Source organism: Pseudomonas sp. W2Aug9, from assembly GCF_023127755.1.
Taxonomy (GTDB): Bacteria; Pseudomonadota; Gammaproteobacteria; order Pseudomonadales; family Pseudomonadaceae; genus Aquipseudomonas; species Aquipseudomonas synxantha_A.
This window is the reverse complement of sequence record NZ_SPKL01000008.1, coordinates 100,627-122,320: the sequence shown is the minus strand read 5'-3', so window position 1 is coordinate 122,320 and position 21,694 is coordinate 100,627. Positions and strand designations below refer to the sequence as shown.

Annotated in this window: 19 protein-coding genes; 5 read left to right on the top strand and 14 right to left on the bottom strand. The window is 62.0% G+C overall.

Annotated features, from left to right (window positions below; translation table 11 throughout):
* Positions 1 to 68: 68 nt before the first annotated feature.
* On the bottom strand, positions 69 to 581 hold the full coding sequence (locus E3O56_RS05175) for a dihydrofolate reductase (RefSeq protein WP_032878896.1): 513 nt from the start codon (positions 579 to 581) through the stop codon (positions 69 to 71).
* 69 nt (positions 582 to 650) lie between these two features.
* Here E3O56_RS05175 and E3O56_RS05170 point away from each other — a divergent pair, with 69 nt between their 5' ends.
* The gene (locus tag E3O56_RS05170) at positions 651 to 2,030 is read left to right on the top strand and encodes a DUF2868 domain-containing protein (protein WP_248127947.1); all 1,380 of its coding nucleotides are present in this window, start codon (positions 651 to 653) and stop codon (positions 2,028 to 2,030) included.
* Positions 2,023 to 3,390, top strand: a complete 1,368-nt coding sequence (locus E3O56_RS05165) for a DUF3482 domain-containing protein (RefSeq protein ID WP_248127946.1) — start codon at positions 2,023 to 2,025, stop codon at positions 3,388 to 3,390. The genes E3O56_RS05170 and E3O56_RS05165 overlap by 8 nt, the downstream gene beginning before the upstream one ends.
* 14 nt (positions 3,391 to 3,404) lie before the next feature.
* Here the strand turns inward: E3O56_RS05165 and E3O56_RS05160 are convergent, their stop codons facing one another.
* The 7 genes from E3O56_RS05160 to E3O56_RS05130 form a co-directional block, all read right to left on the bottom strand.
* Entirely contained in the window at positions 3,405 to 3,920 is a 516-nt protein-coding gene (locus E3O56_RS05160) for a hypothetical protein (protein ID WP_032878892.1), read from the bottom strand.
* 154 nt (positions 3,921 to 4,074) lie between these two features.
* Positions 4,075 to 5,208 carry a TIGR03364 family FAD-dependent oxidoreductase gene (locus E3O56_RS05155; RefSeq protein WP_248127945.1) on the bottom strand — a complete coding sequence of 378 codons (1,134 nt, stop codon included), beginning with the start codon at positions 5,206 to 5,208 and terminating at the stop codon, positions 4,075 to 4,077.
* Positions 5,209 to 5,333: 125 nt separating this feature from the next.
* Positions 5,334 to 6,356, bottom strand: coding sequence for a putative 2-aminoethylphosphonate ABC transporter substrate-binding protein (locus E3O56_RS05150; protein WP_248127944.1), 1,023 nt, complete (start codon positions 6,354 to 6,356; stop codon positions 5,334 to 5,336).
* Positions 6,357 to 6,379: 23 nt separating this feature from the next.
* Positions 6,380 to 8,092: a putative 2-aminoethylphosphonate ABC transporter permease subunit gene (locus tag E3O56_RS05145; RefSeq protein WP_032878889.1), complete on the bottom strand. Its 1,713-nt coding sequence runs from the start codon at positions 8,090 to 8,092 to the stop codon at positions 6,380 to 6,382.
* Position 8,093: 1 nt separating this feature from the next.
* A complete protein-coding gene (locus E3O56_RS05140) occupies positions 8,094 to 9,158 on the bottom strand; it encodes a putative 2-aminoethylphosphonate ABC transporter ATP-binding protein (protein WP_078822573.1) in 1,065 nt (354 codons plus the stop codon).
* Positions 9,159 to 9,405: 247 nt separating this feature from the next.
* Positions 9,406 to 10,269, bottom strand: a complete 864-nt coding sequence (locus E3O56_RS05135; protein WP_248127943.1) for a LysR family transcriptional regulator — start codon at positions 10,267 to 10,269, stop codon at positions 9,406 to 9,408.
* A gap of 16 nt (positions 10,270 to 10,285) precedes the next feature.
* Entirely contained in the window at positions 10,286 to 12,592 is a 2,307-nt protein-coding gene (locus E3O56_RS05130) for a heavy metal translocating P-type ATPase (protein WP_248127942.1), read from the bottom strand.
* An 85-nt stretch (positions 12,593 to 12,677) separates the two neighbouring features.
* On the opposite strand from E3O56_RS05130, the gene cadR reads away from it, so the two are divergent.
* Complete coding sequence (gene cadR, locus E3O56_RS05125; RefSeq protein WP_103734214.1) at positions 12,678 to 13,118, top strand: Cd(II)/Pb(II)-responsive transcriptional regulator; 441 nt, start codon at positions 12,678 to 12,680, stop codon at positions 13,116 to 13,118.
* 132 nt (positions 13,119 to 13,250) lie between these two features.
* Here the strand turns inward: cadR and E3O56_RS05120 are convergent, their stop codons facing one another.
* On the bottom strand, positions 13,251 to 14,084 hold the full coding sequence (locus E3O56_RS05120; protein ID WP_005792328.1) for a thymidylate synthase: 834 nt from the start codon (positions 14,082 to 14,084) through the stop codon (positions 13,251 to 13,253).
* Positions 14,085 to 14,135: 51 nt separating this feature from the next.
* Positions 14,136 to 14,948 (bottom strand): prolipoprotein diacylglyceryl transferase, encoded by an 813-nt coding sequence (lgt, locus tag E3O56_RS05115; RefSeq protein ID WP_005792329.1) that lies wholly within the window; start codon positions 14,946 to 14,948, stop codon positions 14,136 to 14,138.
* A gap of 216 nt (positions 14,949 to 15,164) precedes the next feature.
* On the opposite strand from lgt, the gene E3O56_RS05110 reads away from it, so the two are divergent.
* Positions 15,165 to 15,911, top strand: coding sequence for an NRDE family protein (locus tag E3O56_RS05110; protein ID WP_223017744.1), 747 nt, complete (start codon positions 15,165 to 15,167; stop codon positions 15,909 to 15,911).
* 98 nt (positions 15,912 to 16,009) lie between these two features.
* Here E3O56_RS05110 and ptsP read toward each other — a convergent pair whose 3' ends face one another.
* Together ptsP and E3O56_RS05100 are read right to left on the bottom strand one after the other, a co-directional pair.
* Positions 16,010 to 18,289 (bottom strand): phosphoenolpyruvate--protein phosphotransferase, encoded by a 2,280-nt coding sequence (gene ptsP / locus E3O56_RS05105; RefSeq protein ID WP_005792331.1) that lies wholly within the window; start codon positions 18,287 to 18,289, stop codon positions 16,010 to 16,012.
* A 22-nt stretch (positions 18,290 to 18,311) separates the two neighbouring features.
* Positions 18,312 to 18,791: an RNA pyrophosphohydrolase gene (locus tag E3O56_RS05100; RefSeq protein ID WP_003176750.1), complete on the bottom strand. Its 480-nt coding sequence runs from the start codon at positions 18,789 to 18,791 to the stop codon at positions 18,312 to 18,314.
* A 143-nt stretch (positions 18,792 to 18,934) separates the two neighbouring features.
* Between E3O56_RS05100 and E3O56_RS05095 the strand changes: the two genes are divergently transcribed.
* Positions 18,935 to 19,591 (top strand): HAD family hydrolase, encoded by a 657-nt coding sequence (locus E3O56_RS05095; RefSeq protein WP_032878883.1) that lies wholly within the window; start codon positions 18,935 to 18,937, stop codon positions 19,589 to 19,591.
* A 94-nt stretch (positions 19,592 to 19,685) separates the two neighbouring features.
* Here the strand turns inward: E3O56_RS05095 and E3O56_RS05090 are convergent, their stop codons facing one another.
* Together E3O56_RS05090 and ilvA are read right to left on the bottom strand one after the other, a co-directional pair.
* Positions 19,686 to 20,099, bottom strand: coding sequence for a DUF2269 family protein (locus E3O56_RS05090; RefSeq protein ID WP_078822576.1), 414 nt, complete (start codon positions 20,097 to 20,099; stop codon positions 19,686 to 19,688).
* A 40-nt stretch (positions 20,100 to 20,139) separates the two neighbouring features.
* Positions 20,140 to 21,654, bottom strand: coding sequence for a threonine ammonia-lyase, biosynthetic (gene ilvA, locus E3O56_RS05085; RefSeq protein ID WP_032878878.1), 1,515 nt, complete (start codon positions 21,652 to 21,654; stop codon positions 20,140 to 20,142).
* Positions 21,655 to 21,694 lie beyond the last annotated feature (40 nt).

Sequence of the window (21,694 nt, the reverse complement as noted above, 5' to 3'; positions counted from 1 at the left end):
CAAGCCAGCTCCCACATTTGAATGTATTCACACATCAAAATGTGGGAGCTGGCTTGCCTGCGATGCTTTTAGGCTTTTTCCCACACTTCGAAGTTGTAGGCCGGTTTATCACCTTCGGCCGGATTCTCGACATTCGACACCAGCTTCCACTGGTTCCTATCAAACTCTGGAAACCACGCATCCCCTTCCGGGCTCAGCGCCACCCGCGTCAGGTACAGGCGATCGGCCTGTTCCAGCCCCTGCGCGTAAAGCTGCGCGCCGCCGATCAGCATCAGCTCGTCCGCGCCCTGCGCCTTGGCCCATTCCTCAGCCCGTTCTACCGCCGCTTCCAATGACGGAAAAACTTGCGCACCTTCAAGCGTCAGATCGGTCTGACGGCTGACCACTATGTTCAAGCGCCCTGGCAGCGGTCGACCCAAGGAATCCCAGGTCTTGCGCCCCATGATGATCGGCTTGCCGAGCGTGGTGGCTTTGAAATACTTGAAATCCCCCGGCAAATGCCAGGGCATGCTGTTGTCGACGCCGATCACACGGTTTTCACCGAGGGCTGCGATCAGGCTTAAAGGGAGAGTTTTTTTCATGGCGACGAGAATACCAGAGCCGCGAGTCAGCGGTTATGCTCCACCTTCACTGAAACAACAGGATGGCGCGTGACTGCACTGACTCCTCTGCACACACTCTGGCTGACAGAAGCCGTGCGCCTGCGTGAAGAACACGCCGGCCCCCTGGAAGACCTGGAAGCCAACCGCCTGGCCCGCACGGCCGGGGGCGACCTGTCGACGCGTATTACCCAGCGCGCCTTGCACCTGGCCGAGCGCGATGGCCTGACCGGTGCCCTCACACGCTGGCTGCAAGGCGCGCGCCTGGCGCTGATCTTACTGGCGGTCGTGGCCGTGATCAGTGGCGCCGGCCTGGCATTCGCTGCGCTGGGCAATGGCCTGACACCGGTGAACGTGTTCTGGGCCCTGGGCAGCCTGCTCGGGTTGAACCTGATCCTGCTGGTCAGTTGGGCCCTGGGGCTGCTGTTTGCTGGCGAACACAGCGCCAGCCTTGGGCGCCTGTGGTTATGGCTCAGCGAGAAACTGGCGCGTGACGCCAAAGCCGCACAATTGGCGCCAGCGTTGCTGCTGTTGTTGCAACGGAAAAAACTCAATCGCTGGGCGGTGGGTGTGTTGGCCAACAGCCTGTGGCTGCTGGCGTTGCTCAGCGCCATGGTGATCCTGCTGACCCTGCTCGCCACCCGTCGCTACGGCTTTGTGTGGGAAACCACCATTCTCGGCGCCGACACGTTTGTCGCCGTGACCCAGGCCCTCGCCAGCCTGCCCGCTTTGCTGGGTTTCAATGTGCCAACCGTCGACATGATCCGCGCCAGCGGTGATTCAGCCCTGAATATCGAAAACGCCCGCCAAGCCTGGGCCGCCTGGCTGGTGGGCGTGTTGCTGGTCTACGGCCTGCTGCCCCGATTGATCCTCGCCCTGTTCTGCCTGTGGCGCTGGAAAATCGGGCGTGCGGCGTTGCGCCTGGACCTCAACCTGCAAGGCTACGCCCAACTGCGCGAACGCCTGATGCCTAGCAGCGAACGGCTTGGGGTCAACGATGCCGCGCCCGAACAGCTGCACCACGTCAGCGGCGGCGTCAGCGAGATGGACAGCGACGGGGCCTTGCTGGTGGCCATCGAACTCGACGATCACCACCCGTGGCCGCCCAAACTGCCCAGCAACGTTAAAAACGCCGGCATCCTCGACAGCAGTGAATCGCGGAACAAGCTGCTGGAACAACTCAGCCGTTTCCCGCCCGCACGTCTGGTCATCGTCTGCGACCCGCGCCGCTCGCCGGACCGTGGCAGCCTGGCGTTGATCGCCGAACTGGCGCGCAGCGCCACCGCCACCCGTGTATGGCTGCTGCAAGCGCCGCCGGGCCAGGCGCTGGACGCCGAACGCTTGGGTGACTGGCACACCGCACTGCAACAACTTGAGCTGCCGTTTGCCGATTGCGCACCGCTGAACTGGCTGGAGACCGGGCATGACTAAACCGCTGAAACTCGCCGTGGTCGGCCACACCAATGTCGGCAAGACCTCACTGCTGCGCACCCTCACCCGTGACGTGGGCTTCGGCGAAGTCTCTCATCGCCCCAGCACCACGCGGCATGTCGAAGGCGCGCGCCTATCGGTGGATGGCGAAGCCTTGCTGGAGCTGTACGACACGCCCGGCCTGGAAGACGCCATCGCCCTGCTCGACTATCTGGAGCGCCTGGATCGCCCCGGTGAACGCCTGGACGGTCCCGCTCGCCTGGCGCGTTTTCTGGAGGGTAGCGAAGCACGCCAGCGGTTCGAACAGGAAGCCAAGGTGTTGCGCCAATTGCTGGCCTCGGACGCCGGCCTGTATGTGATCGACGCCCGCGAGCCGGTGCTGGCCAAGTACCGCGATGAGCTGCAAGTGCTGGCCAGTTGCGGCAAACCCTTGTTGCCGGTGCTCAACTTCGTCACCAGCAGCGACCAGCGCGAGCCGGACTGGCGCGAAGCCCTGGCCCGCCTCGGCCTGCACGCGCTGGTGCGCTTCGACAGCGTGGCGCCGCCGGAAGACGGTGAACGTCGCCTGTATGAAAGCCTGGCCCTGCTGCTGGAAAACTCCCGCCCGCAGTTGGAACGCCTGATCCTCGATCAAGAGGCCCAACGCCAGGCCCGCCAGCAAAGCGCCGCACGCTTGATCGCCGAACTGCTGATCGACTGCGCGGCCTGCCGTCGCAGCGTCGTCACCGAAGATGAACAGCAAGCCATCGGCGATCTGCGCAAAGCGGTGCGCCAACGGGAACAAAAGTGTGTTGAAGCCCTGCTCAAACTGTTCGGCTTTCGCCCACAGGATGCCGCCGCCAGCGACCTGCCATTGCTCGACGGTCGCTGGGGCGATGACTTGTTCAACCCCGAAACCCTCAAGCAACTTGGCGTGCGGGTCGGTGGCGGAATCGCCGCCGGTGCCGCTGCCGGTGCGGGCGTGGATCTCTTGGTCGGCGGCCTGACCCTTGGCGCTGCGGCCCTGGCCGGCGCTATCGCCGGTGGCGCCCTGCAAACCGCACGCAGCTACGGCAGCCGCCTGCTGGGCAAGATCAAAGGCCAACGCGAGCTGACCGTCGACGACAGCGTGCTGCGCCTGCTCGCCTTGCGCCAACGTCAGTTGCTCAAGGCCCTTAGTCTGCGCGGGCATGCGGCGATGCATAGCATCAAGGTCGACACGCCCCAGGACAAAACCTGGCGCGAGGGCAAGCTGCCCGACGCGCTGCACAAGGCCCGCGCCTATCCGCAATGGTCATCCCTCAACCCCCACGCCAAGCTGAGCCAGGCCGAGCGTCAGGAACAGGTCGAAATATTGGCTGAACAGCTCAACGAAGCGTGACGCGCTTAAAGCGCTCACCAATTCAACCCCAGGAACGCCTTGCATAGCGAGCGAACCAGCTCTTTATCAGCGTTTTCAGCTACCCCGTTGCGGTCGATATCACTATTGGTGGTAGCGGTTTCCAACACGCTGTCGCTGTCGACGTCATAGTCCATGGTTCTGGAGACCAGTAATGTTTTCCCCTCGGACACCTTGCTCTCACGGAACTCCAGCCTCACCGAATCCGGCCGTCCCGCGTCGCTGAAATCATCCACATAGATGACGAGCGCACACTGCCAATGGCTTGCCGGGTTAAACCAATTGAGTTTCACGAAGCTGTCGGCGAAAGTCGCGATCCGGCGCTTATCCAGGTCCAGCGAACCGGGTTTACTATGCCCTCCCCATTTTGCATTCGAGGTCATTTCCTGTCCGACGATATCGTGGATCAGCTCATCGGGACGACCCGGCCGTTGCTGATAGAAATGCAAAATGACCGTATCGGCATGACCGTTGCCTTGCAGGTCTTGGGCGATGGCTTTCAAATAGTGCATCAGTGTTGCTCTCTTAATGGGTGAAGCAAGCACCTTAGTGAGGTAACAACAAGGGCTCCAGGCGGCGTATCGGCTTATTGTGTAAGGCCCATCTTCGCTGCCAGTAGCCTCGCCGCCTTGGCCTTGAGTACATCAAGGTCGAGCACCGGGCTCATCACGTCTCTCCCCACAAGGTACTGATATTTCGCTCGGCCATCGCCGGCCCCACGCTCATGCCCACGCCGGTGTGCATCAACGCAGCGCTGACACCGGATGCTGCCTGCACAAACGAGAACGGCCCGGGCCCGCGAGCGCCGTAGACGCCTTGCCAGCGTTCGACCACCTGGATTTTGCAGCCCAGGGTCTGTTCGGCCAGCTCGATCATCCAGTCATCTACCTGCTCGGCATTGAAGGGCGACGGGTCGCTGTCGTAATGGTGGGAGTCGCCAATGATCAGTTCGCCATGGGGTGTAGGGCTGATCAACAGGTGAATGCCGTGCTCCTGCAGGTACGGTGTTTCGCGCAGGATCTGCGCCTGCACTGCGGCAGCCTCCGGCAGGTCGGCGAAGGCGCCGTAGTGCACGCAGCTCAGGCCGGTGAGCAGGGCGTGTTGCAGGTTCAGGTTGACCATCGGCCGGGCGCGCAGCATTTGCAGGCGGCAGGTTTGCGGGTTGAGCGGGGCGATGGATTCGGCCAACAGGGTCTGATAGTCGTGGCCGGAGCAGACGATGATCTGCTCGCCGCGAAAGCTGCCGGCCGTGCTGTGCAATTGGCCCGGTTCGACGTCGCGCACCAGAGTGGAAAAGTGAAACTCCACCTTCAACGCCTGACTCAGGTACTGGATCAGCGCCGGGATCGCCTCGCGGGAATACAGTTGCTGATCGTCCTTGCCGTGCAGCGCCGCGCGGTGGTGGCGGAACTGGCCGGCGTAAAGACCCTTCATCGCAGCGCCTTGCAGCAGCTCGACGTTGTAGCCGTGTTCGCGGGCACGCCCGGCGCAGAAGGCTTCGAGCAGATGTTCTTCAGCTTCCGTGCGGGCAAACAGGTAAGAACCATTGCGCTTGAGCGCAAGGCCCGCCGTTTGCGCCCATTGGCCCCAGATCTCGCGGCTCTGGCGGGCCAGGTCCAGCATCGGCCCCGGCGGCTGGCCGCTGACCAGCGCCTGGCCGAAGTTACGCACAGAGGCGCCCAATGGCGTGGCGCTGCGCTCGAACACCTTGACCTTGAGGCCGCGCTTGGCGGCGGCATAAGCGTGGGACAGGCCGAGGATGCCGGCGCCGATGATCAGCAGGTCGCTGTGGTGTGTCATGGAGTGATGTCCTGAATTCGAAGCCACTATCGCAGGCAAGCCAGCTCCCACATTTTGATGTGTGAATACCTTCAAATGTGGGAGCTGGCTTGCCTGCGAAGGGGCCATAAGCCCTAACGAAAACCTTACTGACCCGCCACCTTCTCCGACTTACCGTCATAGCGCTTGCGCCATTCAGTCAGGATGCTGTCGCGGTTTTTCGAGGCCCAGGCAAAGTCGTTCTTGATCAGGCGCTGCTCGTAGTCGGCCGGCAATTCGGTCTGCGGCTTGGCGATACCCGGCTGGGCGAGGATGGCGAAGTTAGCCTTGTACAGCTCCATCGCCGCTGGGCTGGCGGAAAAGTCAGCGAGTTTTTTTGCCGCATCGGCGTGTGCGCTGCCCTTGACTACGGCGGTGGCTTCGATCTCCCAGCCCAGGCCCTCTTTCGGCAGGATGATGTCCAGCGGCGCACCCTGGCGTTTGAGCTGAACCGCCGGGTATTCAAAGGAAATACCAATCGGGAACTCACCGGACGCCGCCAACTTGCACGGCTTGGAGCCGGAGTGAACGTACTGGCCGATGTTCTGGTGCAGGTCGTCCATGTACTGCCAGCCCTGCTTCTCGCCGAAGGTCTGCAACCAGGCGCTGACATCCAGGAAGCCGGTGCCGGAGGACGCCGGGTTAGGCATGACGATCTTGCCCTTGTACTCAGGCTTGGTCAGGTCCTGCCAGCTCACCGGTTTGGTCAGGCCCTGCTTTTCGGCTTCGATGGTGTTGAAGCAGATGGTCGCAGCCCACACGTCCATGCCCACCCAGGCGGGCGGGTTGGCGGCGTCTCGGTAGTTTTTGCCGATCTTGTCCAAATCCTTGGGCGCGTAGTTGTCCAACATGCCTTGCTGATCGAGGATCGCCAGGCTGGAGGCGGCCAGGCCCCACACCACGTCAGCCTGCGGGCGGTCTTTTTCAGCCAGCAGCTTGGCGGTGATAATGCCGGTGGAATCGCGTACCCACTTGATCTCGATGTCGGGGTTGGCCTGCTCGAAGGCTTTTTTGTAGGTCTTCAATTGCTCGGCTTCGAGGGCCGTGTACACAGTCAATTCGGTCTTGGCGAAGGCATTCAGGCTGAATGCCGTGAGTACCGCAGCGACCAGCGCCAGGGGCTTGAACATGGAGCACCTCCTTCAGGGATGTTTTATTGGCCGGGCGCGGTCTGGCGCCAGGCTTGGGAGCGACGCAGCGCGCCACGTGAGGCCCACGCCAGCAACAGCGAGACGCCGACTGAGGTGAACAGGATCAGGGTCGACATGGCCGCCGCGCCGCCCACGTTGCCGGCGTCGTCCATGTTCAGCACGGCGACGGCGGCGAGGATGGTGTCGGGGCTGTAGAGAAAGATCGCGGCGGACACAGTGGTCATCGCCGACACAAACAGGTAGCGCAGGATATCCAGCAGCGCCGGCAGGCAGATCGGCACCGTGACGCGCCAATAGTGGCGGTACAACGGCGCCTTGAGCGACAACGCCGCCGCTTCGAACTCGGCGTCCAGCTGGCGCAGGGCGGTGGTCGCGGTCATCTGCGCGGTGGTCAGGTAGTGCGCAATGGTGCACACCACCAGCAACGCCATGCTCCCGTAGAACACGTGCAGCGGGTTGCCGTTGAGGTTGAAAAAGAACACGTAGCCCAAGCCGAGCACCAGCCCCGGCACCGCCATCGGTACGAAGCTGAGCATGCGCAGCGCCAGGTTCAGGCCCTTCTGGCCCTTGGTCTTCTCCATCAGGTAGGCACCGGTGAAGATCAACACACTGCCGATCAACGCCGTGCACAGCGCCATGGTCAGGCTGTTGCGGTAGGCCAGCCAGCCGCCGCCGGCGGTGTCTTCGAACTGGTAGTGGTTGAGCGATAGCGACAGGTTGTACGGCCAGAACTTCACCAGCGACGAATACACCGCCATGCCGAACACCAGCAGCAACACCGCGCAAATCAGCAACACGATGGCCAGGTAGCAACCGTCGCGCAGCCGCGATGGCGCGGGCAGAAACACCTGGGCGCGACCGCTCATCGAGTCGCCATGCCGACGGCGCAACCAGGCATCCACGCCAAAGCTGAACAGTGCCGGTAGCAGCAACACCATGCCGATCAACGCGCCGCGCCCGAACTGTTGCTGACCGACCACCGCCTTGTAGGCTTCCAGCGCCAACACCTGGTAATCACCGCCCACCACCACCGGCACACCGAAGTCGGTGATGGTCAGGGTAAACACCAGGCAGAACGCGGCGAACACCGCCTGGCGCGTGGCCGGCCAGGTGATGCTGCGAAACGCCCGGGCCGGGCTGGCGCCCATGCTCGACGCCGCATCGAACAAGCGTGCATCCGCCAGGGACAGCGCCGAGAGCAAGATCATCAAGGCATGGGGAAAGGTGTAGATCACTTCACCGAGCACAATGCCCCAGAAGCCGTAGATATTGTCCGAGAGCAAGCCGCGCAACATGCCCTGGTTGCCGAACAGATAGACCAGGGCAATGCCCGGCAGCATCGACGGCGCCATCAAGGGCAGCAATGACAAACCGCGCCAGACGGTCTTGCCGGGAATCAGCGTACGTTGCAGGGCGTAGGCAAACAGGTAAGCCAGCGGTACGACGATGGCCGCCACGCTGAGGGAAACTTTCAGGCTATTGCCCAGCAACCAGTGGAAGTTGGCGCTGGTCAGCAGCTCCCGCGCTGCAACCAGGCCACCGCCCTGCCCGGCTTCGCTGCTGAAGCCGCGCCAGAAGATCGCCAGCAGCGGCAGCAGGACCGCCACCACCAGCAGGCCGAGCCAGAGCCATTTACCGCCGACCACAAAGAGGCGGTCGCCCCACTCGGCGCGGGACACCTGACGCGGTACCGGCAATGTCATGACGGCGGCCATCTCAGGCAAACACCTGCAGGCTGCGCGGCGGCAAGGCCACCCAGATGTCCTGGGCGCCCAGGCGCGGCATGGCTTCGGGCGCCAGTTCGGCCAGCAACGGATGGCCCGGCAACTGCTCCAACTCAAAGCTCATGCGGCAGCGGTTGCCGAGGAAAGTAATTTCGCGAACCTTGGCCGGGAACAGGTTTTCTTCATGCACCGTCGGGTTGACGCTGATCGCTTCCGGGCGACAGAACAGGCGGCCGGACCGGGCCACACCGGCATCGTCGGCCAGGCGCATATTCATTCCGCCGACCTGGGCATGGCTGGCGCTGCTACGGCTGAACGGCAACCAGTTGCCCTGGCCAACAAACTCGGCCACGAAGGGTGTGGCCGGGCGGTCGTAGATCTCCTGGGGCGTGGCGTACTGCTCGACCTTACCGTTATTCATCACGGCAATGCGGTCGGCCATCAACATGGCTTCGTCCTGGTTGTGGGTCACCATCAAGGTGGTAATACCCAGGCGCCGCTGCAATTGGCGCAGCTCGGTGCACAAATGCTCGCGCACACGGGCGTCGAGGGCCGACATCGGTTCATCCAGCAGCAACAGCGAAGGAGCCGGCGCCAATGCCCGGGCCAGGGCCACCCGTTGCTGCTGGCCGCCGGAGAGTTGACCGGGGTATTTCTTTTCGCTGCCGACCAAACCGACCAGTTCAAGCATCTGCCCGACGCGCTTGCGCACTTCATCGCGGCCGCTGCCTGTGAGGCCGTAGCCGATGTTTGCTTCAACCGTGAGATTGGGGAACAGCGCGTAGGACTGAAACAGGATGCCGTAGTCTCGCGCCTGGGGCGGCAGCAGGGAAACGTCCCGCTCGCCCAGGTAAAGCTCACCGCTGTCCTGACGCTCCAGGCCGGCGATGCAGCGCAACAACGTGGTCTTGCCGCAGCCGGACGGGCCCAGCAGGCACACCAGCTCGCCGGCGGCGACGTCCAGGGACACGTTGTCCAGCGCGGTGAAAGCGCCAAAGCGTTTCTGGATCCCGCGCACCTTCATGGGCGCGCCGGGTTGGGTCAGGGCTGTGTTCATGCAAGGCACCTCATCGAACGGATGAAGGCCATGCTAGGGAGGCAATGCGTAGTTGGTGTGGCAGAAAGGCAAAACGGGGTGATAGTGGTATTGGTGGATTTGTGTAGGACTCATGGAGCTGAGTTGCCTGTCCTACCGCTATCGGGAGCAAGCCCCCTCCCACAGTTGACCGGGTTCCAACATGAGAATGCGGTCAAAATGTGGGAGGGGGCTTGCTCCCGATTGGCCCTCAAGCCAGCCACAGAACTTAAATTGGCGACATTTCCTGAGCCAGGCCAAGGAATGCCGCCGGCAGCCGTGCACCTTTACGCTCTTTGAGGCAATACAGATACTCCGGAATCTGCGGCGCATTCTCGATGGTCAGCACACGCAATTGCGGATCATGGGGCACTTCCTGGCGAGCGATGATGCTGATGCCGATATTGCGCAGCACCGCCTCGCGAATCGACTCACGGCTGCCAATCTCCAGCAACGGCCCATACCCCACGCCGCCGCTTTTCAACAGTTCTTCGGTCAGCCTGCGGGTGGTGGAGCCGGCTTCACGCATCAACAGCGTATGCCCGGCCAGCGCGCTCAACGACACATGTTCAAGCTTGGCCAACGGGTGATTGCGATGTACCGCCAGCACCAGCGGGTCGGTGCCCAGCACGCGGCGGATCAGGCGCGGGTCGTCCAGCAATTGCGAAGAGGCCGCAACGTCGACGCGGTAATCATCCAGCGCTTCGAGCACCTGCTGGGAGTTGCCGATTTCCACCGACACTTCCACGTGCGGCAGGCGTTCACGAAAGGCTTTGACCAGGTCGAGAATGTAATACGGCGCCGTCGCGGCAATCCGCAGCGCGCCCTGGACCTGACCATTGTTGCGCAGGAAAAACTCGATATCCGCTTCCTGCTGCAACAGCGTCTTGACCATCGGCAACAGCCGCGCACCTTCTTCGCTGACCGTCAGGCGACGGCCACCGCGATAGAACAGCTCAACGCCGTATTGGCTTTCCAGGTTGCGAATCTGGGTGGTCACCGTGGGCTGGCTCAGGCCGAGTTTTTTCGCCGCCTGGGTGATACTGCCCAGGCGGGCGACCATGAAAAACGCCTTTAACTCAGCACTCAGCACACCACCCTCTCATCCTCTATTTGCGCAACAGGCGCAGGCCATTGAACACCACCAGCAAACTCACGCCCATGTCGGCGAAGACCGCCATCCACATGGTCGCCATGCCCATGAAGGTCACGGCCAGGAAAATCGCCTTGATCACCAGCGCCAGGGCGATGTTCTGCTTGAGGATACTCGACGTTTGGCGCGACAGCCGAATGAAAGCCGGAATCTTGCGCAGATCATCATCCATCAGCGCCACGTCGGCGGTCTCGATGGCGGTGTCGGTGCCTGCTGCAGCCATGGCGAAGCCAATCTCGGCACGGGCCAGAGCCGGCGCGTCATTGATGCCATCACCGACCATGCCCACCCGATGGCCTTGGCCGTATAGGGTTTCGATGGCTTGCAGCTTGTCGGTGGGCAACAGGTCACCCTGGGCCTGGTCGATGCCGACTTGGGTCGCAATCGCCTGGGCGGTGTGGGTGTTGTCGCCGGTGAGCATCAGGGTTTTGATGCCCAGGTCGTGCAATTGCTCAATAGCTTCGCGGCTGCTGTCCTTGACGGTGTCGGCCACGGCAAACAGCGCCAGCGGGCCGGATTTGTCCAGCAGCAGCACCACGGACTTGCCTTGTTTTTCCAGGGCGAAGAGTTTTTCTTCCAACGCCTCTGAGCACAGGCCGAGGTCTTCCACCAGGCGGTGGTTGCCCAAGTGATAGGTCTGGCCGTTGATGTCGCCGCGCACACCGCGCCCGGCCAGAGCCTCGAAGTTATCCACAACGTGAAGCGCCAGGTTTTTATCCACAGCTGCGTTGGCGATCGCCAGGGACACCGGGTGGTCGGAACGCCCGGCCAAACTGGCGGCCAGGGCCGGGGCGCTGTCTTCAAGATTCGGGAACAGCGGCAGGTAATCGGTTTGCACCGGTTTGCCGTGGGTGATGGTGCCGGTCTTGTCGAGCGCCAGGTAGTCGAGCTTGTAACCGCCCTCCAGGTACACGCCGCCCTTGATCAGGATGCCTTTGCGCGCTGCGGCGGCCAGGCCGCTGACGATGGTCACCGGTGTGGAGATCACCAAGGCACACGGGCATGCCACCACCAGCAGCACGAGAGCGCGATAGATCCAGTCGAACCACACGCCCGCCATGAACAGCGGCGGAATCACCGCCACGCCCAGGGCAAACAGGAACACCGCCGGGGTGTAGACCTTGGAAAAACTGTCGACAAAGCGCTGGGTCGGCGCCCGTGCGCCTTGGGCTTGTTCCACGGCGTGGATGATTCGCGCCAGGGTCGAGTTGTTGGCCGCCGCAGTGACTTTGTACTCCAGGGAACCGGCCTGGTTGATGGTGCCGGCGAAGACTTTATCGCCGATGGTCTTTTCAATCGGCAGGCTTTCCCCGGTGATCGGTGCCTGATCGATGGTGGATTGACCGGCAGTGACTTCACCGTCCAGGCCGATACGCTCGCCGGGTTTTACTCGAACGATCGCACCAAGTTCAATGCTTTTGACCTCTTGTTCCATCCATGAGCCGTCAGCCTGGCGCACGGTGGCCTGCTCCGGGGTCATCTGCATCAAGCCGCTGATGGCATTGCGCGCCCGGTCCAGGGACTTGGCTTCAATCAACTCGGCCACGGTAAACAGGAACATCACCATCGCCGCTTCCGGCCACTGACCAATCAGGATGGCGCCGGTCACCGCGATGCTCATCAGCGCGTTGATGTTCAGGTTGAGGTTTTTCAGGGCAATCCAGCCCTTTTTGTAGGTGGTCAAGCCGCCGCTGAGGATCGACACCAGCGCCACCAGTGCGATCACCCAAGTCGGTGCCACACCGGTGAAGTGCAGCACTTCGGCACCCAGGGCGCCCACGCCCGACACTGCCAATGGCCACCAATGCTTCTTGGCCGGCGGCGCGGCGGTGGGGCTGCCTTCCTCGATAGGGTCGGCCTGCATACCGATGGACTTGATCGCCGCAATGATCGGCGCCGTGCTCGGCAGGTCATGGGTGACACCGAGGATGCGGTTGATCAGGTTGAATTCCAGTTGCTGCACGCCGGCGAGCTTGCCCAGTTTGTTCTGGATCAGCGTCTGCTCGGTGGGGCAGTCCATGGCTTCGATGCGGAAAGTGCTCAGGCGCGAGCCGGCGGTGGGCGCTTCGCTCAGGGTCACCACGGCAGGCCCGGCAGCGCCGGAACAGCATGAGCCTGAGTGGCCGTGGCTATCCACCGGCGTGAGTTTTGCCGGGGCGTGATCATGTGGGTGATCGTGACCATGATCGTGCGGGTGATCATGAGCATGGTCATGATCGTGCTTGTGGTCGTGCTTGTGCGGGGTGTGAATGGAGTGGCTCATCAGGTCGCGTCCGTAAAGGTGCCTGTTGCCAAGTAAAGACCCTGTAGCCACTATAGGGTCAAGCACCCATTTGGAGATTGCTGCGATGAAGATCGGCGAACTGGCCAAACTCACCGACTGCCCGGTGGAAACCATCCGTTATTACGAGAAGGAAAGCCTGCTGCCACCGCCTGCGCGCACTGAGGGCAACTACCGGGTCTATACCCAGGCGCACACCGAGCGGCTGATCTTTATCCGCAACTGCCGCAGCCTGGACATGACCCTCGAAGAAATCCGCAGCCTGTTAGGGCTGCGCGACAGCCCCCAGGACCAGTGCGAAAGCGTGAATGCGTTGATCGACGAACATATCCACCACGTGAAAGCGCGGATCGACGGATTGCTGGCCTTGCAGGAACAACTGCTGGACCTGCGCCAACGTTGCGGCGGTGGGGATCAGTGCGGGATTTTGCAGCAGTTGGAGGTCAGCGGCGGGATTGCGGCCAGTGAGGCCGAGCCTTCACATGTGGGCCGAAGCCACGGCCACTAAACTCAAGCGAACACGCAACCCATGTGGGAGCTGGCTTGCCTGCGATAGCGGTGGGCCCGCGACATTGATGTCGCCTGACACTCCGCTATCGCAGGCAAGCCAGCTCCCACAGTTTTTTACCGCGTTGGGCCGTTAGATAGCCACGTCGGCCTTGATGCTTGGGTCCGCGTCGTAGCCCACGATCTCGAAGTCTTCGAACTTGTAGTCGTAGATCGAAGCAGGCTTGCGCTTGATCACCAGCTCCGGCAGCTTTTTCGGCGTGCGCGCCAACTGGGTCTGGATCTGTTCCATGTGGTTGCTGTAAGCGTGGGTGTCGCCAGTGGTGACAATGATCTCGTGAGGGATCAGGTCGCATTGCTGGGCCAGCATATGGGTCAGCAACGCCAGCGCGGCGGTGTTATACGGCAGCCCCAGGAATACGTCAGAGCTGCGGATATACAGCTGCATCGACAGATGGCCGTCATGCACGAACGCCTGATACAGCAAGTGGCACGGCGGCAGGGCTTGCTTGCCGTTGCGCGCGTTTTCCTGCGGGCTCTGGGTTTCGTCCGGCAGGTACTCGACGTTCCAGCCGTGGAACAGGATGCGGCGGCTGTTGGGGTTGGTCTTGAGCGTGTGCACCATGTAGTCGATCTGGTTGATCGTGCCGCCGTCCTTGGTAGGCCAGGCGGTCCACTGCTCGCCGTACACCGGGCCCAGGTCACCGTCTTCGGTGGCCCACTCATCCCAGATCTTCACGCCATTTTCGTTGAGCCATTTGATGTTGGTGTTGCCGCTCAACATCCAGATCAGCTCGTTGGCGATGCTTTTGAAGTGCAGTTTCTTGGTGGTCAGCAGCGGGAAGCCGTCGGCCAGGTTATGCCGATACTGACGGGCGAACACGGCCTTGGTGCCGGTGCCGGTGCGGTCGCCCTTGGTCAGGCCATTGGTCACGACGTCGTGCAGCAGTTCGAGATATTGCTTCATGTGAGTACCTGTATCGTTGAAGCCGAGGCGGGCAAACCTCGGCGTTCGAATTTAAAGCGCGGCGTTCTTCAGCGGCTGCGGGCGGTTGTAAGCCCACCACAACATGCCCAGGCCCGCCAGGATCATCGGCAGGCTGAGCACCTGACCCATGGTCAGCCAGCCCCACGCCAGGTAGCCCAACTGCGCATCCGGCACCCGAACGAACTCGACGATAAAGCGGAAAATCCCGTAGAACAGCGCGAACATACCCGACACGGCCATGGTAGGGCGTGGCTTGCGCGAGAAGAGGTAAAGAATAAGGAACAGCGCCACACCTTCCAACGCGAACTGATACAGCTGCGACGGGTGGCGCGGCAGTTGCGCCGGGTCGCTGAACGGCGGGAACACCATGGCCCACGGCACGTCGGTCGGCTTGCCCCACAACTCGGCGTTGATAAAGTTGCCAATGCGCCCGGCACCCAGGCCGATCGGCACGAACGGCGCCACAAAATCCATCAACTGGAAGAACGACTTGCCGTTGCGGCGCCCGAACCACCACGCAGCGATCATCACGCCGACAAACCCGCCGTGGAATGCCATGCCGCCCTTCCACACTTCGAAAATCAGCGTCGGGTTGGCGATATACGCAGACAGGTCGTAGAACAGCACATACCCCAGGCGCCCGCCGACGATCACCCCCATCGACATCCAGAACACCATGTCGGAGAGCTTCTCCTTGGTCCAGGTCGGGTCGAAACGGTTCAGGCGCCGGGAAGCCAACAGCCAGGCACCGCCGATGCCGATCAGGTACATCAACCCGTACCAATGGATTTTCAGCGGACCAATGGCCAGGGCCACCGGGTCGATCTGCGGGTAAGGCAGCATTGCGACTCCTCTTTAAAACATTTAGTCATGACGCACCGGACCATGCCGATGTGCGATTAAGCCTGCGTTACAGCGGCGAGATCAAATTAAGAAGTTCACATACACGCCAAATAGCCCGGCATGTTAACGGATGGAAGGTGAACGGCCCAACTTCGTTACGATGGAACGCCTGCACATCTGTGGGTAGAGTGGCAAAAACACAAAAGGGGTCACCCGATGTGCCTGATTGTTTTCGCCTGGCGACCAGGCCATGCCCAACCGCTGATCGTCGCGGCCAACCGCGATGAGTTCTATGCCCGCCCCAGCCTGCCGCTGGCCCAGTGGCCGGATGCGCCGCAGGTCTATGCTGGCCGCGATCAGGAGGCCGGGGGCACTTGGTTGGGTGTCAACTCGGATGGGCGTTTCGCTGCGCTGACCAATATCCGCGACCCGCACCAGCCACCGGCACGCAAGTCGCGGGGCGAGCTGGTGGCGCGCTTTCTCAGTGGGTCGCTGCCCATTGATGACTACTTAGCCGACGTTAATCGACGTTCGATTGAATATGCCGGGTTTAACCTGCTGGTGGGGACGCGGGACGAGCTGTGGCATTACAACGCCAATGATACCGAGCCTACGCTGCTGAAGGCTGGGGTTTACGGGTTATCCAATGCCGGGCTGGATACGCCCTGGCCTAAGTTGGTGAAGGCCAAGGCGGCGTTCAGCGCAGTACTGGAGAACCCCGAGCCTAAGGCACTGCTGGGAATTCTCAGCGACCCGCAGACCGCCCCGTTTGCTGAACTGCCGGACACCGGCGTAGGCCTGGCGACCGAAAACCTGCTATCGAGCGTGTTTATCGCCAGCCCCAGTTATGGGACACGGGCCAGCACGGCGCTGATTGTGAATGCCGATGGGACGCGCAGGATGCTGGAGCGTAGCTTTGGCCCACACGGCGGGCGGCTGGGCGAGGTCGAACTGGAAATCTGACGGCGCTTGGACTGACGTCATCGCAGGCAAGCCAGCTCCCACATTTGGAATGCAGTTCCCTGTGGGAGCTGGCTTGCCTGCGATGAAGGCGCCTCGGTCTAGAGGGTTTTCGCCGAGGCCGGGTTGATCATCCGGGTCAGCCCGAGGTTCTTCAGCGCCAACTGCAACGAGCTGTGGATAACTTGCGGGTTGTCGATGGTCATCAACTGCGCGAGCAAATCCTTGGCCATGCCCAGGTCAACCTGGCGCAACATCCACTTCACCTTCGGCAAGTTGGTGGCGTTCATCGACAGGCTGTCAAAGCCCATCGCCATCAGCAACACCGCAGCGGCCGGGTCGCCAGCCATCTCACCGCAGATACTCACCGGCTTGCCTTCGGCATGGGCGTCGCGTACCACGTGTTGCAACGCTTGCAACACCGCCGGGTGCAGGTAGTCGTAGAGGTCGGCCACCCGTGGGTTGTTACGGTCCACCGCCAGCAGGTACTGGGTCAGGTCGTTGGAGCCCACCGAGAGGAAGTCCACCTGCCGCGCCAACTCCTTGGCCTGGTATACCGCTGCGGGAATTTCGATCATCACGCCAATCGGCGGCATCGGTACGTCGGCGCCTTCGTCGCGTACTTCGCCCCAGGCACGGTGGATCAGGTGCAGGGCTTCTTCCAGCTCATGGGTGCCGGAGATCATCGGCAGCAGGATACGCAGGTTGTTCAACCCCTCGCTGGCCTTGAGCATGGCGCGGGTCTGGACGAGGAAGATTTCAGGATGGTCGAGGGTAACGCGAATGCCACGCCAGCCAAGGAAGGGGTTGTCTTCCTTGATGGGGAAATACGACAGTGACTTGTCGCCGCCGATGTCCAGGCTGCGCATCGTCACCGGTAGCGGGTGGAAGGCCTGCAGTTGCTCGCGATAAATCGCCAGCTGCTCCTTCTCGCTCGGAAAACGCTGGTTGATCATGAACGGCACTTCGGTGCGGTACAGCCCCACCCCTTCGGCGCCGCGTTGTTGCGCGCGGGCCACATCCGCCAGCAGGCCGGTGTTGACCAGCAGCGGCACGCGGTGGCCGTCGAGGGTGACGCACGGCAGCTCGCGCAACGAATCGAGGCCCTGGGCCAGTTGCTTCTCTTCTTCCACCACTTCGGCGTATTGCTTGCGCAGCACGTCGCTGGGGTTGGTAAATACCTCGCCGCGATGCCCATCGACGATCATGTCGATGCCGTCGACCTTGGAGTACGGCAGGTCCACCAGGCCCATCACCGTCGGGATGCCCATGGCCCGGGCCAGGATCGCGACGTGGGAGTTACCCGAGCCCAATACCGAGACCAGGCCCACCAGCTTGCCCTCAGGCACTTCGCCGAGCTGAGTGGCCGTCAGCTCTTCGCTGACCAGGATGGTGTTATCGGGGAAGACCATGTTGGTGCTGCGGTCTTCCTGCAGGTACGCCAGCAAGCGGCGACCCAGGTCGCGCACATCCGAAGCCCGCTCGCGCAGGTAGGCGTCGTCCATCATTTCGAAACGGTTGACGTGATCGGTGACCACCTGGCGCAACGCGCCCTGGGCCCACTGGCCGGTCTTGATCACGGTTTTGACTTCGTTACCCAGGGACGCGTCGTCGAGCATCATCTGGTACACGTCGAACAGCGCACGCTCTTCGGGGCGCAGCTGGGTGGCCAGCTTGTTCGACAGGTTGCGCATGTCGGCGCGCACGCCCTCCAGGGCAGTCTTGAACAGTTTGATTTCGGCTTCGATATCGTGGACGGTCTTGTCCGGCACCACATCGAGGTCGGCCGGCGGCAGCATGACCACCGCCGTACCCACCGCAGCCCCCGGCGAACCGGGCACGCCGACGAACTTGGCTTCCTGGATGCCCTTGCCCTGGCGCCCCAGGCCGCGGATCGAGCCGGTGGCTTCGGCGTGGGCGATAACCCCGGCCAACTGCGCGCTCATGGTCACCAGGAAGGCTTCTTCACCTTCATCGAACTGGCGACGTTCTTTTTGCTGGATGACCAACACGCCGACAACACGGCGGTGGTGGATGATCGGCGCCCCCAGGAACGAGGCGTAGCGCTCTTCACCGGTTTCGGCGAAGTAGCGATAACGCGGGTGGTCGGCCGCATGTTCGAGGTTCAGGGGTTCTTCACGCGTCCCCACCAGGCCCACCAGACCTTCATTGGGCGCCATGCTGACCTTGCCGATGGAGCGCTTGTTCAAGCCCTCCGTGGCCATCAGCACAAAACGGTTGGTCTCGGGGTCCAGCAGGTAAACCGAGCAGACCTGGCTGCCCATGGCTTCCTTGACGCGCAACACAATAATCCCCAACGCCGCCTTGAGATCCTTGGCGGAGTTAACTTCCTGGACGATCTTGCGCAGCGTATTGAGCATGGCTCGGGGTCGAACTCCGTCGTCAGTCGCGCGCTAAAAGGCGCGGGGCAAGCTCTTTGAGAGCGCGGCGGTAAACCTCGCGCTTGAATGTCACCACCTGGCCCAACGGGTACCAATAGCTGACCCAACGCCAGCCATCGAACTCCGGTTTACCGGTCAAATCCATCCGCACCCGCTGCTCGTTGGAGATCAGGCGCAAAAGAAACCATTTCTGCTTCTGGCCGATGCACAGCGGTTGGCTGTGGGTACGCACCAGGCGTTGCGGCAAACGATAGCGCAACCAGCCACGGGTACAGGCCAGAATCTGCACATCTTCACGCTCAAGGCCGACTTCTTCGTTCAACTCACGGTACAAGGCGTCTTCAGGGGTTTCGTCGGGGTTTATCCCACCTTGAGGAAACTGCCAGGCATCTTGGTTGATTCGGCGAGCCCATAGCACCTGTCCGGCATCATTCGTAAGAATAATCCCGACATTAGGACGGAAACCATCGGGGTCGATCACGGCAACAACCTCGCAAACGCATGTCGCCGCATTGTTCCACAAAGATTGTTCCAGCGGCAACGAGGCTTCTTACCTTATGTGCACTCTTGTGAAAAGACCGTATTCTGGACGCCTTTTTACAGACTTTTCAGCGAGTAACTGCAATGCGCCTGGCTTTATTCGACTTGGACAACACCCTTCTCGGCGGTGACAGCGATCACGCCTGGGGCGATTACCTGTGTGAGCGTGGGATTCTCGACCCGGTGGCCTACAAGGCCCGCAACGACGAGTTCTACCAGGACTATCTGGCCGGCAAGCTGGATAACGCCGCTTACCTGAACTTCTGCCTGGAAATCCTCGGCCGCACCGAGATGGCCCAACTGGACGAGTGGCACAACGACTATATGCGCGACTGCATCGAGCCGATCGTGCTGCCCAAGGCGGTGGAACTGCTGGCCCAGCACCACGCCGCGGGCGACAAGCTGGTGATCATCACCGCCACCAACCGCTTCGTCACTGCGCCAATTGCCGCACGGCTAGGCGTTGACACCCTGATCGCCACCGAATGCGAGATGGAAAACGGCCGCTACACCGGGCGCAGCACTGATGTGCCGTGCTTTCGAGAAGGCAAAGTGACGCGCTTGAATCGCTGGCTGGAAGAGACTGGGTACAGCCTGGAAGACAGCTACTTCTATAGCGACTCGATGAATGATTTGCCGTTGCTGGAGCAGGTGACGCATCCGGTGGCGGTGGATCCGGATCCGAATTTGCGCGCTGAAGCGCAGAAGCGGGGCTGGCCGGTGATCACTCTGCGCAGCTGATGACGCTATCGCAGGCAAGCCAGCTCCCACATTTGGAATGCATTCCCCTGTGGGAGCTGGCTTGCCTGCGATGAAGGCGACGCGATCTAACGCTTTAAACCGGCTTGGCGCCCATCAGCCCTGCAATCGCCACAAACCCCACCAGGCTGACCACCGCCAGCACCAGGGTAAAATTCAGGCTGCCGCCCTCACCTTTGCGCAGGCGATTAAGGCGCGCCACCAGCCAGAACCACGCCAGCGCCGCCACGGTGTAGAGGATGCTGGAGCCTAAAATCCAGGTCTGCCCCAGGGGCCAGCCGATCAGGTGCACCAGCCACCAACCGGTGAACGGCATACTGACCAGGCAAATGCCCATCAGCAGCCACACGAACGCCCATGGGCGTTGCACGATGACCGCCGGGCCGGCACTGCGTTTACGCCAGGCCAGTACGGCCAGGCCGAGGCCGCTGAGCAGCAGCAACACGGTGGCGGTGATGTGGATAACCTTGAGGGTGGTCAGTGTTTCCATGGTCTCGATTCCTTAAAGGCCGCTCAGTCAGCGTAGTCGCTCAACCGAGGAACAACTGGTAGGCCGGGTTTTCGCTTTCATCCCAGTACGGGTAGCCGATTTCAGCCAGGGCTGCCGGCACCAGGTGACGCTCGTCCGCCGGCACTTGCAGCCCGGCGACCACACGCCCGTCCGCTGCACCGTGGTTGCGATAGTGGAACATCGAAATGTTCCAGCGCCCGCCCAGCTTGTGCAAAAAGTTGAACAAGGCGCCCGGACGCTCCGGAAATTCGAAGCGAAACACCACCTCATCGCTGACTTTGGCCGCATGGCCGCCCACCATATGGCGAATGTGCAACTTGGCCAGTTCGTTTTCGGTCAGGTCCAGCACGGGGAAACCCTGGCTGGTCAGGCTGGCGATCAGTGCGCTGCGCGGATCGTTTTCCGGGTGGGTCTGCACGCCGACGAAGATGTGCGCTTCGCTGCCGGAGTGGTAGCGGTAATTGAATTCGGTGATCTGGCGCTTGCCCACGGCCTCGCAGAACGCCTTGAAACTGCCCGGCTGCTCGGGGATGGTTACCGCGATGATGGCTTCGCGGCCTTCACCCAGCTCGGCACGCTCGGCCACATGGCGCAGGCGATCGAAGTTGACGTTGGCGCCAGAGTCGATGGCGACAAAGGTCTGGCCGCTGACGCCGCGAGTCTCGACGTACTTCTTGATCCCGGCCACGCCCAACGCGCCTGCCGGCTCGGTGATGGAGCGCGTGTCGTCGTAGATATCCTTGATCGCCGCGCAGATTTCATCGGTGCTGACGGTGATCACTTCATCCACATGATCCTTGCAGATGTCGAAGGTGTGTTGACCGATCTGCGCCACCGCCACGCCATCGGCAAAGATTCCCACGGTCGGCAGCACCACGCGCTCGCCTGCCGCCATGGCGGCTTGCAGGCAGTTGGAGTCGTCCGGCTCGACGCCGATGATCTTGATTTCCGGACGCAGGTATTTCACATACGCCGCAATACCGGCGATCAGCCCGCCGCCGCCCACCGGTACGAAAATCGCGTCCAGCGGCCCCGGGTGCTGGCGCAGGATTTCCATCGCCACGGTGCCCTGCCCGGCAATGGTGTGTGGATCATCGTAGGGGTGAATGTAGACGTAGCCTTTTTCGTCGACCAGCTTGAGCGAATAGGCCAGGGCTTCCGGGAAGGAATCACCGTGCAGCACCACTTTGCCGCCCCGCGAGCGCACGCCTTCGACCTTGATCTCCGGGGTGGTCTTGGGCATCACGATGGTGGCCTTGACCCCCAGCACCTTGGCCGCCAGGGCCAGGCCCTGGGCATGGTTGCCCGCCGATGCCGTGACCACGCCACGGGCGCGTTCCTCGCTGCTCAATTGGGTCAGCTTGTTGTAGGCGCCGCGAATCTTGAACGAGAACACCGGCTGCAAGTCTTCGCGCTTGAGCCAGACCTTGTTGCCCAACCGCTCGGAGAGCTGGCGGGCAGTCTGCAAGGGAGTTTCCACGGCGATGTCATACACGCGCGAGGTGAGGATCTTTTTGACGTAGTCTTCAAGCATCGGCAGGCATCTACTTCACGAGTTGGGCAGGGCCAAGGAG

Bases quoted from the DNA above. Each gene is read 5' to 3' on its own strand.
- E3O56_RS05175 (WP_032878896.1), bottom strand. From the start codon at position 581: ATGAAAAAAACTCTCCCTTTAAGCCTGATCGCAGCCCTCGGTGAAAAC.
- E3O56_RS05165 (WP_248127946.1), top strand. From the start codon at position 2,023: ATGACTAAACCGCTGAAACTCGCCGTGGTCGGCCACACCAATGTCGGC.
- E3O56_RS05160 (WP_032878892.1), bottom strand. From the start codon at position 3,920: ATGCACTATTTGAAAGCCATCGCCCAAGACCTGCAAGGCAACGGTCAT.
- E3O56_RS05155 (WP_248127945.1), bottom strand. From the start codon at position 5,208: ATGACACACCACAGCGACCTGCTGATCATCGGCGCCGGCATCCTCGGC.
- E3O56_RS05150 (WP_248127944.1), bottom strand. From the start codon at position 6,356: ATGTTCAAGCCCCTGGCGCTGGTCGCTGCGGTACTCACGGCATTCAGC.
- E3O56_RS05145 (WP_032878889.1), bottom strand. From the start codon at position 8,092: ATGGCCGCCGTCATGACATTGCCGGTACCGCGTCAGGTGTCCCGCGCC.
- E3O56_RS05140 (WP_078822573.1), bottom strand. From the start codon at position 9,158: ATGAACACAGCCCTGACCCAACCCGGCGCGCCCATGAAGGTGCGCGGG.
- E3O56_RS05130 (WP_248127942.1), bottom strand. From the start codon at position 12,592: ATGAGCCACTCCATTCACACCCCGCACAAGCACGACCACAAGCACGAT.
- cadR (WP_103734214.1), top strand. From the start codon at position 12,678: ATGAAGATCGGCGAACTGGCCAAACTCACCGACTGCCCGGTGGAAACC.
- E3O56_RS05120 (WP_005792328.1), bottom strand. From the start codon at position 14,084: ATGAAGCAATATCTCGAACTGCTGCACGACGTCGTGACCAATGGCCTG.
- lgt (WP_005792329.1), bottom strand. From the start codon at position 14,948: ATGCTGCCTTACCCGCAGATCGACCCGGTGGCCCTGGCCATTGGTCCG.
- E3O56_RS05110 (WP_223017744.1), top strand. From the start codon at position 15,165: ATGTGCCTGATTGTTTTCGCCTGGCGACCAGGCCATGCCCAACCGCTG.
- ptsP (WP_005792331.1), bottom strand. From the start codon at position 18,289: ATGCTCAATACGCTGCGCAAGATCGTCCAGGAAGTTAACTCCGCCAAG.
- E3O56_RS05095 (WP_032878883.1), top strand. From the start codon at position 18,935: ATGCGCCTGGCTTTATTCGACTTGGACAACACCCTTCTCGGCGGTGAC.
- E3O56_RS05090 (WP_078822576.1), bottom strand. From the start codon at position 20,099: ATGGAAACACTGACCACCCTCAAGGTTATCCACATCACCGCCACCGTG.
- ilvA (WP_032878878.1), bottom strand. From the start codon at position 21,654: ATGCTTGAAGACTACGTCAAAAAGATCCTCACCTCGCGCGTGTATGAC.